At 47.5% G+C, this 17,015-nt stretch carries 16 protein-coding genes; 3 read left to right on the forward strand and 13 right to left on the reverse strand.

Going from position 1 to position 17,015, the window contains the following annotated elements; genetic code table 11:
* Nucleotides 1-24 precede the first annotated feature (24 nt).
* Entirely contained in the window at nucleotides 25-612 is a 588-nt protein-coding gene (gene grpE / locus F3H97_RS06580; protein WP_196430882.1) for a nucleotide exchange factor GrpE, read from the reverse strand.
* 17 nt (nucleotides 613-629) lie between these two features.
* Nucleotides 630-1,652 (reverse strand): heat-inducible transcriptional repressor HrcA, encoded by a 1,023-nt coding sequence (hrcA, locus tag F3H97_RS06585; protein WP_074036577.1) that lies wholly within the window; start codon nucleotides 1,650-1,652, stop codon nucleotides 630-632.
* Between the two features lie 199 nt (nucleotides 1,653-1,851).
* On the opposite strand from hrcA, the gene F3H97_RS06590 reads away from it, so the two are divergent.
* The gene (locus F3H97_RS06590; RefSeq protein WP_012726669.1) at nucleotides 1,852-2,457 is read left to right on the forward strand and encodes a DUF1054 domain-containing protein; all 606 of its coding nucleotides are present in this window, start codon (nucleotides 1,852-1,854) and stop codon (nucleotides 2,455-2,457) included.
* Between the two features lie 44 nt (nucleotides 2,458-2,501).
* Here F3H97_RS06590 and hemW read toward each other — a convergent pair whose 3' ends face one another.
* The 5 genes from hemW to lepA all read right to left on the reverse strand — a co-directional run bounded on the left by hemW (nucleotide 2,502) and on the right by lepA (nucleotide 9,066).
* Nucleotides 2,502-3,656 (reverse strand): radical SAM family heme chaperone HemW, encoded by a 1,155-nt coding sequence (hemW, locus tag F3H97_RS06595; RefSeq protein ID WP_196430883.1) that lies wholly within the window; start codon nucleotides 3,654-3,656, stop codon nucleotides 2,502-2,504.
* 67 nt (nucleotides 3,657-3,723) lie between these two features.
* Complete coding sequence (locus tag F3H97_RS06600) at nucleotides 3,724-4,905, reverse strand: DUF1015 domain-containing protein (protein ID WP_196430884.1); 1,182 nt, start codon at nucleotides 4,903-4,905, stop codon at nucleotides 3,724-3,726.
* A gap of 11 nt (nucleotides 4,906-4,916) precedes the next feature.
* Complete coding sequence (locus F3H97_RS06605; protein WP_196430885.1) at nucleotides 4,917-6,080, reverse strand: phosphoglycerate dehydrogenase; 1,164 nt, start codon at nucleotides 6,078-6,080, stop codon at nucleotides 4,917-4,919.
* Complete coding sequence (serC, locus tag F3H97_RS06610) at nucleotides 6,058-7,128, reverse strand: 3-phosphoserine/phosphohydroxythreonine transaminase (protein WP_196430886.1); 1,071 nt, start codon at nucleotides 7,126-7,128, stop codon at nucleotides 6,058-6,060. The genes F3H97_RS06605 and serC overlap by 23 nt, the downstream gene beginning before the upstream one ends.
* Nucleotides 7,129-7,242: 114 nt before the next feature.
* Nucleotides 7,243-9,066, reverse strand: coding sequence for a translation elongation factor 4 (gene lepA / locus F3H97_RS06615; RefSeq protein ID WP_196430887.1), 1,824 nt, complete (start codon nucleotides 9,064-9,066; stop codon nucleotides 7,243-7,245).
* Nucleotides 9,067-9,285: 219 nt separating this feature from the next.
* On the opposite strand from lepA, the gene rpsT reads away from it, so the two are divergent.
* Nucleotides 9,286-9,546, forward strand: coding sequence for a 30S ribosomal protein S20 (gene rpsT, locus F3H97_RS06620; protein ID WP_012726675.1), 261 nt, complete (start codon nucleotides 9,286-9,288; stop codon nucleotides 9,544-9,546).
* Between the two features lie 27 nt (nucleotides 9,547-9,573).
* On the opposite strand, the gene F3H97_RS06625 is transcribed toward rpsT, so the two are convergent.
* Together F3H97_RS06625 and holA are read right to left on the reverse strand one after the other, a co-directional pair.
* The gene (locus tag F3H97_RS06625; RefSeq protein WP_196430888.1) at nucleotides 9,574-10,011 is read right to left on the reverse strand and encodes a GNAT family N-acetyltransferase; all 438 of its coding nucleotides are present in this window, start codon (nucleotides 10,009-10,011) and stop codon (nucleotides 9,574-9,576) included.
* 9 nt (nucleotides 10,012-10,020) lie between these two features.
* The gene (gene holA, locus F3H97_RS06630; protein WP_236548987.1) at nucleotides 10,021-11,031 is read right to left on the reverse strand and encodes a DNA polymerase III subunit delta; all 1,011 of its coding nucleotides are present in this window, start codon (nucleotides 11,029-11,031) and stop codon (nucleotides 10,021-10,023) included.
* A 90-nt stretch (nucleotides 11,032-11,121) separates the two neighbouring features.
* Here holA and F3H97_RS06635 point away from each other — a divergent pair, with 90 nt between their 5' ends.
* On the forward strand, nucleotides 11,122-11,286 hold the full coding sequence (locus F3H97_RS06635) for a YqzM family protein (RefSeq protein ID WP_012726678.1): 165 nt from the start codon (nucleotides 11,122-11,124) through the stop codon (nucleotides 11,284-11,286).
* Between the two features lie 61 nt (nucleotides 11,287-11,347).
* Here F3H97_RS06635 and F3H97_RS06640 read toward each other — a convergent pair whose 3' ends face one another.
* From F3H97_RS06640 to F3H97_RS06655, 4 genes are all read right to left on the reverse strand, one after another.
* Entirely contained in the window at nucleotides 11,348-13,465 is a 2,118-nt protein-coding gene (locus F3H97_RS06640) for a DNA internalization-related competence protein ComEC/Rec2 (RefSeq protein WP_196430890.1), read from the reverse strand.
* Nucleotide 13,466: 1 nt separating this feature from the next.
* On the reverse strand, nucleotides 13,467-14,042 hold the full coding sequence (locus F3H97_RS06645; protein ID WP_196430891.1) for a helix-hairpin-helix domain-containing protein: 576 nt from the start codon (nucleotides 14,040-14,042) through the stop codon (nucleotides 13,467-13,469).
* Nucleotides 14,043-14,274: 232 nt separating this feature from the next.
* Nucleotides 14,275-15,918 carry a methyl-accepting chemotaxis protein gene (locus F3H97_RS06650; protein WP_196430892.1) on the reverse strand — a complete coding sequence of 548 codons (1,644 nt, stop codon included), beginning with the start codon at nucleotides 15,916-15,918 and terminating at the stop codon, nucleotides 14,275-14,277.
* Complete coding sequence (locus F3H97_RS06655; RefSeq protein WP_159562516.1) at nucleotides 15,915-16,886, reverse strand: BMP family lipoprotein; 972 nt, start codon at nucleotides 16,884-16,886, stop codon at nucleotides 15,915-15,917. Before F3H97_RS06655 ends, F3H97_RS06650 begins: the two co-directional genes overlap by 4 nt.
* Between the last annotated feature and the right edge of the window lie 129 nt (nucleotides 16,887-17,015).

The following is a 17,015-nucleotide window of genomic DNA, read 5'->3' on the forward strand; positions in this document are numbered from 1 at the left end:
ATTCCTCCGTCTCGTTAAGTAGTATTATTCTGCAACTTTTACCATGCTCGGGCGAATGACTCGACCGTGCATCGTATATCCTTTTTGAAGCTCCATCGTCACGATACCTGACTCGAACTCATCGCTCGGTTCTTGCATGACTGCTTGATGGAAATTCGGGTCGAACGGCTGTCCGACTGCTTCAATCACTTCGACTTGCTCAGCATTTAATACGTCAAGCAGTTGACGATGAATCATATCGACTCCTGATTGAATCTGCTTCGCATCCTCCGAAGTTGCGTTTACTTGAAGTGCACGCTCAAAGTTGTCAATAAGCGGAATCAATTTTTCAATGACAGACTGTGAAGCAAACTTGACGCGTTTGGTGTTCTCTTCGTTCGTCCGACGACGGAAGTTGTCAAAGTCGGCACGAATCCGAAGCTCGCTCGCTTTCAATGCTTCGATTTCTTTTTGTAAGTCCGTCCCCTCAGAACTTTCTTCCACAATCTCAGCATTTAAAACCTCATCTTCATTTGATTCAGTCGACTCATTCTCTTCTGTTTGTGTCGAGTCTACAGATTTTTCTTCAAGCACGTCATCTTGTTCATGCCCGTTTTGGTGATCTGCTGTCATAGTAAAACTCCTTTCCGTCACTCATCTAGTTTCGTTCGTCGCAACGCTTCGATAATTTGTCCCATCATTTGGACACCATGACGGTAATTCATACGCGTTGGACCAATCATAGCGATTGTACCGAATGTTTTTCCGTCTAGTGTATAATCCGAGGTGATGACACTACAATTTTGAAGGGCGACAATTCCGTTCTCGCTCCCAATGCTCACATAAATCTCGCGATTTGGCAACGATTCGAGCCAGTGTGTCAATCGTTCTTGCTCATCAATCCATTCTAGGAATGGGCGTAACGTGTCGAGCGTCTGAAACTCGGGTTGATTGAAGATTTTCTTCTTGCCCCCGAGATAAAGCGAAGACGGCGTTTGGATTCCGAGCGTCGATTGAATCAGTTGCATCATGTTCTCGTACTGCTGTCGCTGAGCGAGTTGCAATTTGGCAACTTCCTCCCCAATCCGGATTTTCAATTGTCCGATTGGCGTTCCGACAAGGCGGTCGTTCAACAGTCGAATCGTTTCCTCGATGACGTCAGGAGCGACACGCGATTCAAACATGACGGTACGATGCTCGACGTGACCTTGATCCGTGACGATGAGAACGACACCACGCCGCTCGTCTAATGGCATAAAGTCCACACGGGCCAACGTTTCCATTTGGCTATTTGGACCGAGGGCGACCGTCGTATAATTGGTCAAATCAGAAAGGAGATCTGCAGCTTGTCGAATCAGGATCTCAGACTCTTTTGAAGATTGTTTCAAACGTTCTTCTAGTCGACCTGTCTCCCGTTCGTCGATGATCTGCTTCTCGACGAGGTGGTCCACGTAATATCGATAGCCGACCTCTGACGGGATGCGACCTGCAGAAGTATGTGGTTTTTCAATCAGCCCCATGTCTTCCAAATCGGCCATATCATTCCGAATCGTTGCTGAACTAAACGTCAAATCGTCTCGTTTCGACAATGTCCGAGAACCGACCGGCTGAGCCGTCTGGATGTAATCGTCAATGATGGCTCGAAGAATGAGCAATTGTCGATCTGTCAGCACAACATCACTCCTCTCTGAAAAGGTTACCCCGCTTTATTAGCACTCATATTTAACGAGTGCTAATCACACTTCAAATATTATCATGTTCTCACTATTTGTCAATTCATACACTCGGATTTTTTCACCTTTTTTCACGATAGCAAACCTACGAAATGAAAATAAAAGCCCATTTCGGTAGAATAGATGATGAGGTGATTAAATGTTTACAACAAAACAATTTAATGTATTTAAACAGGATGGACTCGACGAACGAATGTCTGGCATCCGTTCGGATATTCAACCGCTCTTCCATCGGATTTATGACGAGGTCGGGCCAGAGCTTGAAGCTGATGTCGGTATTCCTCTTTATTTGCATGTGGCGAAGCACGCTCGTCGGACGGTGAACCCACCTAAAGATACGTGGATGGCGATTTGTCACGACAAACGTGGGTACAAAAAACATCCGCACTTACAAGTTGGGCTTTTCGACGATCGTGTCTTCATCTGGCTAGCGTTCATCTATGAGATGCCGAACAAGGACGCCATCGCGAAACACCTGCAACAAATCGATTTGAAATCAACATTCCCTGATTTCCATATCGCGGGCGACCATATGAAAAAAGAAGCGTTACTTGTTGAAGATACGTCAACTGAAGACATTCAATCGCTACTTGAGCGATTCGGCACTGTGAAAAAGGCTGATTTCTTGATCGGCCGTCAACTTCCTGCCGATGCGTCGATTCTTCAAAATGAAGACGCATTTCTCGCGTTGGTCGAAGACACGTTCGGTCGGCTTACACCGCTCTATCGTGATCTCGTCTTGTAATATAAGAAAATGGACAAATCCTCACGAGGGACTTGTCCATTTTTTTATGAATCAGCATGTTCAAGTTTTGCTTCTCCAATAAAGGCTGCAAAGGCTTCATTGGCGAGTGGCAAACCGGATGCCGTTAGACGGATATGTGTGTCCGTCCGTTCAATCAGTGACTTCTTCACCAACTCTTCGATGACGTGACCGAACACATCATCGAGCGACACTCCGTACTTTTGTTCAAACATCTGAAGCGAGACCCCGGAACGCATACGCAGGCCAAGGAATAACTCTTCTTCCATCTTTTCCACTTCTTCTAGTTCGGTCACCCGTTTCACAGGGATGCCTTCTGCTTTAATATAGTGAGGAATTGGAGCGATATTGGCGCGACGTGTCCCATTCAAATAACTATGCGCTCCGGCTCCGAATCCATAGTACTCTTCATTGCGCCAGTACACTTGATTGTGACGGCTCTCCCGACCAGGCAAGCCATAGTTGGAGATCTCATATTGTTGGAGACCATGGCGTTCAAGCGTCTCCATCACTTTCAAGTACATTTCGACTTCGACATCTTCTCCCGGTAAACGGAGTTTCCCTTTTCGATCTTGAATCGCAAAGACGGTATGCGGTTCGAGAATCAACGAATAAGAGGATACATGTTGAATCGGTAATTTAAGCGCTAGCTCTAAATCACGGTCAATTTGTTCAAGTGTTTGTTCCGGAAGACCAAACATCAGGTCAATCGAGATATTGTCAAAGCGTTTTGCCGCTTCACTTACCGTCTCGAACACATCATCCGCACGATGCGTACGGCCGATGCGCTCCAGTCCACCATCATCAAACGTCTGGACACCGAAACTGAGTCGGTTGACGCCACCTGCTTTCATCGTATCAAGCTTTTCCGCACTCACAAAGTTCGGGTTCGCTTCGACAGAATATTCGAGGTCATCTGACGCGAGTGGCAGAAGGTGTTGGCGGACCATATCCATCAGGCGCGCCATCTGCTCCTCATTGAGCGCGGTCGGTGTCCCGCCTCCGATAAAGATGGTATCAATCCGCTCTGTCGGAAACGACTCGAGCGTCAATACCATCTCTCGCTCTAATGCATCTAAATAAGCATCAACAGGCTGATTTTTTAAAAACACCTTGTTGAAATCACAGTAATAACAAATATGTTCACAAAATGGAATGTGAAGATATACGGCTTTAGCCAATTTCGGCCACCCCTTTCTTCTCATTCCATTTATAACGCTTTTCGTCTGTTCTTTCCAGCCTGCGCCATCAATCGAATCGATGAATGAATAAACCACTCTTCAATTTCGGCTCGAACCAGGTTGATTTTGGAGGCATCTGGCCACCATCATCCGCCACGCGCATCAGTTGTGACATCGTTGTCTCATGGCACGTGAAAAGCAATCGATCTGGTACTTTAGTCAGCTTCTCTAATTCCGAGGCCGTCTTGTTCCCACCGACAAAATCGACTCTCGCGTCTGTACGAATATCCTCGACGTTGAAGTACGGCGTTAGTATATCTCGTTGTAAGATGGCAACGTCGAGTGCCGGGTCTTCTTGCCGTTTCGTCAACTTATAATACTTCCCTCGATAGGCGACTCCGAAGACGCCATGTTCATTCGGCAGGACAAGACGATCCTCCTCCTTGATTATGTATGAAAACGAGAGTCCGTCTAACATATTCTCTACCTCTTCAGGACTTATCGCTGTCAGCACGCGATGATACGGCAAGATTGTCAACTCGTCACTCGGGAAGAGGACACCTAAGAAGTGTGAACGTTCATTCTTTTGAGAACGATCCCCACTCATCCCGGAAACGACCGCTGCCGCTTTCGCACGATGATGTCCATCTGCAATGTAGATCGACGGGATGGTCGCGCCAATCATCATGACACGAGCGAGTTCACGGTTTGGAATCATGAATCCTTCATGCATGACGCCTCGTTCATCCGTGAACGAGAATAACGGGTCTCCGTCAGTCGCTTTATGTAAGATTTGCTTCAAGTTTGCATGTGGAGGATGACTGAGTAGAATCGGACCGGTGTGCGCTCGCGTCGCCCGGACATGCTCGACACGTTCCCGCTCCTTCGTTTCCCGTGTATGTTCGTGAATCTTGATGCGACCGGCTTCATAATCCGCGACTGAAAAGGTGGCGACTAGACCCGTTTGCTGACGTTGTCCCGATGTCAATCGATAGACATAAAATCCGTTCGGACGTTCCGTCAATTCCTTTTCATAGAGACGTTCTAGCTCATGACGCGCCAGCTCCCCCCACTTCTCAAGGGAAAGGTCAGATTGAAGCGCTTCTGGCTTATCCACTGCTAAAAAGGAATCGGGATTTTCTGAAATGACGGCTTGCGCTTCTTCAATCGATACGACATCATACGGGTCAGCGGCGACACGTGCCGGATGCGTTGGCATATAAGGGCTGAACGGTTTAAATACGACCATAAGGATCCTCCTTAAAATTCCCGGACGCGAATGACGCCCTGTATTTCATACAGCGCATGAATCGATAACGGTTCATGCTCGCTGTTGTCTAAATCAATCAACGTATACGCCATCTCCCCGCGGCTACGATTGACCATGTTATCGATATTCAATCCATGTGAGGCAAGTTCTCCCGTGATTTGACCGACCATGTTCGGGACGTTTCGATGCAAGATTCCAAGACGGCGTTTACCGGTGTAAGGAAGCTCGACGTTCGGAAAATTAGCAGACGAACGAATATTCCCTGTCTCGAGATACAACTTCAGCGTCTCCACTGCTTGAATGGCACAATTAACTTCCGATTCTTTAGTCGATGCACCGAGGTGAGGCAGTGCCATGACTTGCGGATGACCAATCAACGTGTGACGGGGGAAGTCGGTCACATACAGTCCCACATGATGATGCAACGCCTTCAATAAGTCATCATCTTTCACGAGCTCTCCTCGCGCAAAGTTCAAAACAGTCATCCCCGGTTTCATCCGTTCGAACCAACTCTGGTCAATGCTGAATCGAGTCTCCTCAGTCAAAGGCATATGAATCGACAATAAGTCAACATTTCCCAGTACCTCACTTAAATGTTTGGCACGCGTGACGTGTTTCGAAATATTCCAGGCGGCATCAACCGAGAGATGGGGATCGTATCCGATAACATCGACCCCAAGCTGGAGAAGATCGTTGGCTAGCGACGCACCGATGGCTCCTAGACCTATAATCCCTACTTTTTTGCCTCGCAACTCCGCTCCGAGGAATTTTCGTTTTTGCACTTCCATCGCTTCTTCTAATTGCGATTGCGATGCGATAGTCTGTTCATTCACCCAATTGAGTCCTTTCACAATGGGTCGTACCGAGAGGATCATGCTCGCAAGGACGAGTTCTTTCACCGCATTCGCATTCGCACCAGGTGTATGAAACGCGACGATTCCTCGCTTCGCAAGTTTATCGAGCGGAAGGTTGTTGACACCGGCCCCTGCTCTAGCGATGGCGAGAAGATAGGGAGGGATATCCTCTTCGTGGACTTGATGACTTCTCAGTACCCAAGCATCGGCTTGATCCGATGCATTGATGACGTACTCGCTTGGCTCAAATCGTTTCAGACCAGCGGCAGCGATTTGATTAAATGTTTTGATGTGATACATGGGTTTCCTCCTCGAATGCTCTCATGACGTCGACGAGGCGTTCTGCCCCTTCTAGCGGCATCGCGTTATACAGACTTGCACGTAAGCCCCCTACCGAACGATGACCACCGAGTTCGAGCAATCCACGTTCTAAAGCGTATCGTTCAAATCGCCGATCCATCTCTTGATCTCCCGTTGTAAATGGGATGTTCGTCAATGAACGACATTCCCCCGAAACAATTGGAGAAAAGCAGGTCGACTCTTCAAGATAGGAATAGACCCTGTCACTTTTCTGATGATTCAATCGTTCCATCGCTTCGACGCCTCCGCGGTCTTCCACCCACTTCAATACACGCTCTGCTACATACATGCTGAAGGTCGATGGTGTATTGAATAACGTATCGACATGTGACCCATACTGAAGATAACTCGGCAACTCAAGCGACTGAATCAAATCCCGACGGATGATGACGACCGTCAGTCCTGCAGGTCCGATATTCTTTTGGGCTCCGGCATAAATCACCCCGAAGCGCTCCACATCGATTTGCTCGGCTAGAATGTTCGAGGAAGCATCTGCAATCAGCGGGACATCGATTTCAGGGAGATGTGTAAATCGAGTCCCTTCAATCGTGTTGTTCAGTGTCACATGGAGATAGTCCACCTCTTGGACAAGGCTCGATTCAAACGACATCTTTCCCGTCGCATCTACCAATGGGTGAATGACATCGACCTCTCCAAAGTGTTTCGCATCTTCCATCGCTTTTTTAGACCAGATGCCCGTATCCACATAAGCGAATCGATTCCGCTTCCGTAAATTCATCGGAATCATTGAAAATTGTAACGTCGCACCGCCTTGTAGCCAAAGCACAGCGTAATTCTCAGGGATATGCATGAGTCTTCTCAATCTCAATTCAAGAGAGTCGACCACACGTTCGAAAGACGCTGAGCGATGACTCGTTTCGATAATCGAAACGCCTTCATACTCAAACGTCAAAAGATGTTGTTGAATCTCTTGCATCACTTCTGTCGGTAGCATGCCAGGACCCGCAGAGTATGTATACGTCGACACGGTGTTTCCTCCTCTATAGTCTGTCTAAGGGTTTACTCTTCCTTATATGAAAGGGCATTTCCTGCCTGAAATACAAAATCGCCCTGATTCGAAAATCAGGGCGACTCAAACTCATTATTCTTCGTCCATAGAGAGAACAGACATAAACGCTTCTTGCGGGACTTCGACGGACCCGACCATCTTCATGCGCTTCTTACCTTCTTTTTGTTTCTCGAGGAGTTTCCGTTTACGTGAGATATCTCCCCCATAACATTTAGCCAAAACGTTTTTACGAAGTGCTTTAATCGTAGAACGTGCGACGATTTTAGTTCCAACGGCCGCTTGGACTGGAACTTCGAACTGCATCCGTGGAATGAGAGCTTTAAGCTTCTCAACAATGACCTTCCCACGTTCGTACGCGAAGTCACGGTGAACGATGAAGCTGAGGGCATCGACGATTTCGTTATTGAGCAAGATATCCATCTTCACGAGACGCGATTGACGGTAGCCGATCAACTCATAATCGAGAGACGCGTAGCCTTTCGTGCTCGATTTCAACTGATCGAAGAAATCATAGACGATTTCACTGAGCGGAATCTCGTACGTGATTTTGACGCGAGTCGTATCGATGTATTGCATATCGATGAACGTTCCGCGTTTCTTCTGGCAAAGTTCCATGATTGCACCTACGTAGTCGTTCGGTGTCATGACAGCCGCCTTGACGTATGGTTCTTCGATTGAATCAACCTTTTGTTGCTCTGGCATCTTCGATGGGTTATCGACGTGAATTACTTCGCCTGAAGTCGTCGTCACGTGATAAATTACCGATGGTGCCGTCGTAATCAAGTCGATGTTAAACTCACGTTCAATCCGCTCTTGAATGATTTCCATATGAAGCATGCCGAGGAATCCACAACGGAAACCAAAACCGAGCGCTTGCGACGTCTCTGGTTCAAACTCGAGTGCGGCATCTGAGAGCTGGAGCTTTTCAAGTGCCTCACGAAGATCATTGTACTTAGCCGCATCAATCGGATACAAACCACAGTAAACCATCGGGTTCATCTTGCGATAACCAGGTAGCTGACTCGTTGCCGGGTTTTTAGCAAGTGTGATCGTATCCCCGACGCGAACATCTCCTACTGTTTTAATGGATGCAGAAAGCGTACCAACGTCTCCTACGTTCAATTCTTTAACAGAGATCGGTTTTGGCGTCGACACACCGAGGTCCGTCACTTCGAACGTCTTGCCAGTCGCCATCATTTGAACTTTGTCTCCTACTTTGACTGAACCGTTCACGATACGAATCGATGCGACGACACCGCGGTAAGCGTCATAGTATGAGTCAAAAATCAGTGCTTGCAATGGTTCAGACGGGTCACCTGTCGGCGGAGGGACAAGTTCCACGATTTGTTCGAGAATCTCTTCAATCCCGATTCCGGCTTTTGCAGAAGTCGGGACCGCATCACTCGCATCGAGTCCGATGACGTCTTCAATCTCTTGACGGACCCGCTCGACATCCGCTGACGGCAAGTCGATTTTATTGATGACCGGAATGATTTCAAGGTCGTTATCGAGTGCTAAATAAACGTTCGCAAGGGTTTGCGCTTCAATTCCTTGCGCTGCATCGACGACGAGAATCGCACCTTCACATGCCGCAAGCGAACGTGACACTTCATATGTGAAGTCGACGTGTCCTGGCGTGTCGATCAAGTGAAGAATATACTCTTCTCCGTCTTTCGCCGTATAGTTCAATTTGACGGCGTTCAATTTGATTGTAATTCCACGCTCGCGCTCCAAGTCCATCGCGTCAAGCGTCTGCTCTTTCATCTCACGAGCCGTGAGTGCACCAGTCTTCTCAAGAATCCGGTCAGCGAGCGTCGACTTTCCATGATCGATGTGCGCGATGATGGAAAAGTTACGAATCTTCTTCTGACGATTCTCTAATTCTTGTTTGTTCATATATGGGTTCACCTATCCTTCTCATGCATACCGTGTCATTATATCAAAATCCTAAAGTAATGTGTACGACCTACTACAACAATACCACAGATAGTTTTCAGAATAATCATCAAGTGGTTGCTTTTCATATAACCGTTTGCTACAATTGTGCTTGTTCTGTTGAATGATTACTTGAAGTAATAAGAACATACACTTTCTTGTTTCAGGAGGTGACAAACAATGGCAAACATCAAATCAGCAATCAAACGTGCAAAAACTTCTGAAAAACGTCGTGTTGCGAACTCACAAGAGAAAGCGGCAATGCGTACAGCAGTAAAACGTGTTGATGCTCTCGTACTCGAAGGAAACAAAGAAGCTGCTCAAGAAGCTTTCGTCCTCGCTACGAAGAAGCTCGACAAGGCTGCATCAAAAGGTCTTATCCACAAAAACAAAGCAGGTCGTGATAAATCACGCCTCGCAGCTCGTATCGCTGCTCTCTAATTAGAGATCACACGAAACAGCCGCCTCCTATTCGGAGCCGGCTGTTTTTTTGTATACCAGGATGTAATGAGGACCGATCTCAGGAATGTCGAATGGCTCTCCGATTCGTGTAAGCCCATTTCGTTCATAGAAACGGACAGCCACTTCTCTCGCATTACACCACCATGAACATCCCAGCTCATCATGGAGTGCCTGTAAAAATCGAGAGCCGATTCCTTGTCCCGAAACATGAGGATCCGTCGCCATGCCACGGAGTTGGAGCGGAATCTTCACACCCTCGATTTGTTTCGGGGACAGCATGACTGTAGCGACCGACAGCACTTGATCGCCTTCAACCCAAGCGAAGTGTCGCGTCGTCGGCGCCTCATCCCCTTCAAAATAACACGTCTCAACGTCTTTTCCTGGTCTGAGCACAACATGACGGAGTGGAATCACGTCTTGAAGCGTCACTTGTTTGAATCCCATTCCCTCACCTCACAATAAGGCCAGTTGACAAACGAGCGTATCGAAAACGATCTGTTTGTCACCTCGTCCTGTTTTCATGGCCTCGTCCGCGTCTGCAATCAAGGTCAACGCACGTGCGAGCTGAGCCTCGGAAAAGCCGCGACTCGCTTGTGTCGCCAATTTGATTGTATACGGGTGGGCCCCGATTTTCGATGCGATTTGCTTCTCTCCATAGCCTGCCTCTGTCAACTGTTTCGACAGGTACATGTTCCGATATTGCCGAGCAAGCAACCCGAGTAGTCCAATCAGTTCTTGCCCTTGTTTTTCTAAATCCCGAACCAATCGAAGCGCTGCATCTGCTTGACGTTTGACGAGAAGCTCCGAGAGTTGAAAGATGTTATCTTCTAATGTACGGGGAACTAAATCATTCACAATCTCAATCGGAATCGTCGCACCCGTTCCCGCGTACAACTGTAGCTTCTCTAATTCACGAACCAACTTTCCCCAATCATCCTGACATAGGAATAAAAGACGCTCCATCGTAGAGCGCTCCATCTTTTGTTGTTCACGACTCAATGCATCGTTCACGTATCGCATCAGTTCGTTTTGGCTCGGTTTTTTCGCTTCGAGTACGATGGCACGCTCTTTCAAGCGCTTCACAATTTTTTTCCGCTCATCGAGTTTTTCTGACTCAACAATTAAGACAAGAACCGAGTAAGTCGCCGGTTGCACGACATATTCCGCCAGGCGGTCGACATTGTGCTTTTGCTTCTCTTTCGCACCCGTTAAGAACTGGGCATTTTTCACGATAACCGTGCGATATTCACTAAAGAAAGGGACCGTCTCCGCTTCATCAAGCGCCGTATCGAGTGACGTCTCTAGAAGATCTAGTTGCATGACATCAAATTGATCACCGGATGGATTGGCCGCCTTCACGATTTCACGTTCCCACGTCTCTAACAAATATTTTTCGGTGCCATGGAGAACATAGACGCTCGCCAGTTTTCCATTATGTAACCACGGTTCATTCAAAACACACACCACTTTCACAATTTATTCTCATCTAAACATAGATTATCTTCCCATGATTCGCTATACTTATAAAGGAAGTATGATAAGGAGGGACCTAATATGCAAATCAACTCAGTACGCCCACCGAGTGAAAACCCGTTTGAAAATGACGTTCAATGCAAACGTAATGACGCCATCGACTCTGCGATCGGCTTCATCGTCCCATTTGGCTTTTTCTTCACGATTTTCTTCATCGGTGTCATCATCAAGTTCTTAAGTCTATAAGTGTTCAAACGATTGCCCCGGGGGAGCAATCGTTTTTTAGTGTATCACATTTTATGCCGTGCTACTCGATGATCCCCCGACACATGTTCTCTTCACAGACAATCATTCCATTCAAATCGGTTCGTAATAGACGTTTCCCCACAACCCGTCGTAACGTCTCTATGTGCGGATGTCCATATCGATTGTTCGAACCGACACTCGCAATGACCCATTCTGGATCGATTCGCTCAAGTAGTTCTTCCCCCGACGACGTGTTAGATCCGTGATGCCCTAATTTAAATACGTCGACGTCAAGCGTCGGTAACTCTGCTTCTCCCTCTATCGGCAAATCTCCTGTCAATAGATACCGCATGCCACCTACATTCATGTAAAGGCTAATCGAATGATCATTTTCATCTTCATGTAGTCGATTCGGTGCCACGATCCACATCCATGGCGTCGGACGATCGTCCGCCTTGAGATAACGGACCGATACATCATAGACCGCAGCTAAGTGTAGCAACTCTTCTCGTTTTTCAGCATTCGCCACTTCTTTTGATATCCAAAGTTCTTCCACCGTCACCACTTTCAATAATCCTTCTAATCCGCCGATGTGGTCATGATCCGCATGAGTCAACAGGACAAAATCAAGCGATCGCTCCCCACGTTTCCATAGATAAGGAGCCAATACATCTTCACCCGGGTCAAACGTGCTTCGCTTTTGTTCGTTTGGATCTTGAAATACGCCCCCTACATCAATGACACCAACAGTTCTTCCCGATTCTACAACGATTGCATCACCTTGCCCGACATCCAAAAAGGTCACCCGTGAGGATTCCGCCCATTCCGACCATCCCGCAATCAACCCACATGTCATGATGGCCGCCCCCCATCCGATCCATCGTTTTCGATTCATCAGCGTCAAGCTCCCCCACAATCCTAGCAACAATGCGATTTGCGACGGCAATGCCAGATCGTGCAACGGAAGCCAAGGTCGTAAATCATCGTGGAGAGTGAACATTCCATGAATCGCGTCCAAGACAACCATGAACAACGGGGCAATCGAAGGAATCATCCATGTGACAAATGCGAGTGGCATGATGATCCACGAGATACAGATGGCCATCACGAGATTCCATATCGGTGCCGCGACGGATAGAACCGGTTGTACTTGCCATAGTACAATCAGCCCAAACAGCTGTGCGAAAACGGACAACTCGATTAGTCCTGTCCAGATTTGTCTCGTGACTAACAAAAAGAAGGTCATCCCGACCGTCAATTGGAAACCCAGATTCGTGAGAAGGAACGGTTGAACGGCCAACATGCCCGCCGCACACCAACTCAAGAGCCGAATCGGGTCTCGAATCGTCACACCGAAAAGAGAGAGAAAGAGGATCGCATCTGCGACGACGACAGCTCTTGCAACAGGTGGGGAAAAACCAGTCATCCATCCGAACATCGTAATACTAAAGATCATCAGTACCGTCTTCGTTTCACGTCGAATAGGGATTGGCTGCATCAATATGCGCATGGCCACGATCAACATGGCAATATGTGAACCGGAAATCACAAGAAGATGAAGAAGGCCCGTCACACGATAAGAAAATGAGGTCTTTTCATCTAGCATTCGACTCTCTCCGAACAATAATGCCTCCATATATAATGCGACATCCGCACGATGACGATGCTCAATTTGTTGAAGTTGTTGTTCTTTCCAACGCAACAACCGACCGTCCCACCCTGCCGTCGGACGACACGTGTCGATTCGCTTCACCTTCCCTTTAAAGGATACGTTTGAACTCCGTGCCCAAGCCCGTTCATCAAATCCCCCGGTGTTTCGTAACGGTTGAAACGCCTCTACTTCGATTTGCACGAGGCACGTCTCTCCAGGTCGTCCGTGTTCTAATTCGCGTCCTCGTAAGACGCCCTGAAGATCGTCTACGTTCCCGTATAGTCTTACCGATTTCCCATTCTCTTTTCGACTTTCGATTGAGAAGGCAATCGTGTCTGACGGTAACGATTCTGTAGGGGTCGTATGGAACGATGCGATACAGATGAGTCCAATCACTCCGGCTTTCGCATACAGGCCTTGCCCACGTCGTGTGACCAGATAAAAGACAATAGCGACCACAGAGACCAAATAGAATCCTTCTTTCAGACCGGTTACAATGAGTACCGCAAACAATGGAAACAGCGGCATCTTAAGGTACCAATAAATATGGCTTCATACTTTCTAATGTCTTTTCGCCGAACCCCTTCACATCACCTAGCGCTTCATATGTTTTAAATGGGCCGTTCGCTTTCAGATGATTTAAAATCGCCTCGGCTTTGGCTGGACCAATTCCTGGAACCGTCATCAGTTCCTCTTTCGTCGCACTGTTGACATGAACACCGTTCGTTTCGACCTCAGGACTCGCTGAGTCTTGCGAAATCAGTGTTTCTCCTTTTTTCGGCACGATGATTTTGACTCCATCAACTAACAACTGTGCTAAATTTAACTGCTCTGGGTCAGCTTCATCTGTCAGGACTGCCAAAGAGAGCACATCGCCCACTCTCGCCCCTTCTGGTACGGTATATACGTTCGGAGATTCAACCGCACCTGTCACATACACAACGAGCTCCATACGCTCTGGGGTCGTGGTCGGCGTGACCTCCTCAGGTTCCATGACGAACTCGTCCACCATTCGTTGCTCCGGTTCCTTTTGATAAAACAAATAGCCCACTCCTAAAAAAAGAACGACTAGGAGACCGATGACGAGTTGTTTCCATCTTTCCAAGCGAATCACCACCCTGTTCGACTGTTACGTTCAGTATGGCGAATCAGCTGTTTCAAAACACGTCTCATTCTTCCCCACAATCTTAACTTTAGGAAATGATTTGTTTGCATGTTCCATATCGCACTCGTACATGTAACGATATTCATCGACACAATTTCTATGAACAGGTTATAGAATGACGGAAAAAACGGAGACCATCACGTGGCCTCCGTTCCTACTGTTCACTGTTCGATTATTCTTCTTCGAAATGCTGAACCTGGTCAGCGAGTGCCGCTGCCTGTCCTTCTAACTCTTGCATCAATGTAAAGATTTGATCGAAGCTTGCCTGCTGTTCTTTCATCGAGGCTGCCACTTCTTCGTTTCCTGCGGCCAACTCTTCCGTCACCCCAGATACTTCTTCAACCCGACGCAAGACGTTGTTTACCTCGTTACTCGATGTGCGCATCTCTTGTTCGATCGTGCGTACGAACGAAGCGACGTGGTCTGTCCGTTCATGGATTCGGTTGAATGCTTCTTTCGTCAATCCGAACGCTTCTAATTGCGCCTCTTGCTCGCGTTTTGACTCATTCACCGTTTCCGTCAAACGGACGACTTCTTGCTGGATCGTCTCGACGACGTGGAAAATAGAGCGAGTCGCCTTGTTGCTCTCTTCCGCCAACTTCTTCACTTCACTTGCTACGACAGCAAATCCTCGTCCCGCTTCTCCCGCACGGGCTGCCTCGATTGCCGCATTGAGGGCAAGTAAATTCGTCTGAGCCGCGACGTCTTCGACAAGCTTCGCCATCGCCTCAATCTCAGCCGTTTGTCGTGCAAAGTGGTCCATTCGCGTGACAAGCACTTCATTCCGTTCGCTTGAACGATCTAAAATGTGCTCCTGGTCCGTTAATGTTTCAATTCCAGCCGCTACTTCACGTGTCATTTCTGACGTTTCTTCCGTCGTTTGTTTCGTCTGGTTCAAGCTCGTCTCAAATGAAGTTGCCATCGTATGCACTGAGCTGAGCGTTTCTTGCAACTCATTTGCAATCGACTGTGCTCCGTGTGCCATCTCATCAACTGCGTTCGTGATGTTAGATGTCGTACTCACGACCGCTTCATTTTCGGCTGCGGCTGTTTCGGTCATCCCGTTCACTTTCATTGATGTGACTCGGATTGACCCGATCACCGTCTGAAGAGACGCCGTCATCTCACGCATGGCACGTTCAAGACGTCCGATTTCATCATTGCGCGTCGACTCAGGCAACGTGACGAGACGTCCGGCTGCAATCGCTTCGGCCACCTTGACATTTTTTTCGAGTGGTCGAGTGATCGAACGGGCAAAGAAGAAGTTATAGATTCCGAGCGCAAGAATGACAAGAATCGTCAAAAGGACCGAAATCAACAAGAGACGTTCCGTCTCATTTGCCGCCTCTACTTGAAGCGCCTCATAGAATGAACCGTTCTTTGCAATCAATGTATTGATATCGTTTAACAAACCTTCTAGTTTCGCTGCCTGGATCCGAGCTCCGATACCACCTTCAAGTGCCGACTCGACATCTTCGTTCACCTGTTCGTACTTCATCGTGGCACGGTCTAAATGATTTGAAAATGCCGGAATCAAATAAGACTGTTTTAAATCATCAAATGTTTCCGCGTTCGTCACACGGATGCGCTCTAGTTGAGTCAATGTAGATTGGTTCGACTGTTCGCCAAGTGACGTCCAGAGTGACTGCTCTTGTAAGAGTGACGTTTCAAGTTGAGACAATTCAATCATTTGACTCCCATATTTCTCGTTATACGTCTGCAAGCGATTCAAAGTAGACAAGACGTAACTCATCATCAGTACGACTAAGATGACAGTGAACACAGTTGAGAAGATAAAACGTTTACGTAAACTCATTTAAGTGTTCCCTCCTTCAACTGGCGTTCTACCGATTCATACTCAGATGTTTCTTTTTCATCCCATTGAATGCGACGAAGTGGGGCCAAGCCTACGCCGCCTTCCTCAATTCCAAGAATGACATGTTCATTAAACGGTTTTTCGGTCACACGACCCGCGATTTCCACAATCGCCAAATCGACTTGTTTCAACATCGACGTCACAACCGCATCCGGTGCAATCATCGATTGATCACTATCGACCCCGATTGCCTTGACGCCGTATTTTTCAGCCGTCTCGAGTACACCGACTCCTGTAAGTCCAGCTGCAGCATACAGAACATCTGCTCCCGCTTTAATTTGTTTCTCAGCGAGTTCGCGACCGAGCTCTGGTGAAGCAAAATCATTCGAGAAATCAACGAGCATCTCGACATCTTCGTTCACCGCTTTAGCGCCACGTTCAAATCCTGCTTCAAATTTTTGAATGAGTTCCATATCCATCCCACCGATAAATCCAATCGTATCGGACTCTGTCTCAAGACCAGCCACGGCGCCGGCGAGCGTACTTCCCTCTCCCTCTTCGAACGTGATATTCAAGACGTTTGGAAGTTCGGACACGCCATCGATCAAAGCAAATTGCTGTTCCGGATGTTCAGCCGCTACGGCCTCTAAGTCTTCTTGACACGCAAAACCGAGACCGACAATTACGTCATGTCCCTCTTTTACCAATTCTTCAAAACCAACTTTGTATGTCTCCGTTTCGGATAGTTCACGATAATCAACGAACCAATCGCCCGTTTCACGTAGCTCACCCATCCCACGCATAGCTGCGTCACTGAACGATTGGTCCCCGAGACCAACGTCAGATAAAACAACTCCCATCGTCTGTCGTTCTTCGACAGTGGCACTTGGATTGTCGATAACTGACTGACAACCGGACAACCAAAGGGTGCAAGCCGTGATTGTACTGAGCATTATACTTTTCTTCATATATTCAATACTCCCTCTCTCTAATGGTCTGACAACACTTATATCGACCGAGAAAGGGCTATTCTACATTATTTTTTTTAAAAGTTGTGGCAATAAAAAAAGCCATAGACATCGTCCATGGCTTCGTAC

Source organism: Exiguobacterium sp. SRB7LM (assembly GCF_015712685.1).
GTDB classification, from domain to species: Bacteria; Bacillota; Bacilli; order Exiguobacteriales; family Exiguobacteriaceae; genus Exiguobacterium; species Exiguobacterium profundum.

Bases quoted from the DNA above. Each gene is read 5' to 3' on its own strand.
- grpE (WP_196430882.1), bottom strand. From the start codon at position 612: ATGACAGCAGATCACCAAAACGGGCATGAACAAGATGACGTGCTTGAA.
- F3H97_RS06600 (WP_196430884.1), bottom strand. From the start codon at position 4,905: ATGGTCGTATTTAAACCGTTCAGCCCTTATATGCCAACGCATCCGGCA.
- F3H97_RS06635 (WP_012726678.1), top strand. From the start codon at position 11,122: ATGCAAATCAACTCAGTACGCCCACCGAGTGAAAACCCGTTTGAAAAT.
- F3H97_RS06605 (WP_196430885.1), bottom strand. From the start codon at position 6,080: ATGTATCACATCAAAACATTTAATCAAATCGCTGCCGCTGGTCTGAAA.
- F3H97_RS06640 (WP_196430890.1), bottom strand. From the start codon at position 13,465: ATGCCGCTGTTTCCATTGTTTGCGGTACTCATTGTAACCGGTCTGAAA.
- F3H97_RS06625 (WP_196430888.1), bottom strand. From the start codon at position 10,011: ATGGGATTCAAACAAGTGACGCTTCAAGACGTGATTCCACTCCGTCAT.
- F3H97_RS06655 (WP_159562516.1), bottom strand. From the start codon at position 16,886: ATGAAGAAAAGTATAATGCTCAGTACAATCACGGCTTGCACCCTTTGG.
- F3H97_RS06650 (WP_196430892.1), bottom strand. From the start codon at position 15,918: ATGAGTTTACGTAAACGTTTTATCTTCTCAACTGTGTTCACTGTCATC.
- rpsT (WP_012726675.1), top strand. From the start codon at position 9,286: ATGGCAAACATCAAATCAGCAATCAAACGTGCAAAAACTTCTGAAAAA.
- lepA (WP_196430887.1), bottom strand. From the start codon at position 9,066: ATGAACAAACAAGAATTAGAGAATCGTCAGAAGAAGATTCGTAACTTT.
- F3H97_RS06590 (WP_012726669.1), top strand. From the start codon at position 1,852: ATGTTTACAACAAAACAATTTAATGTATTTAAACAGGATGGACTCGAC.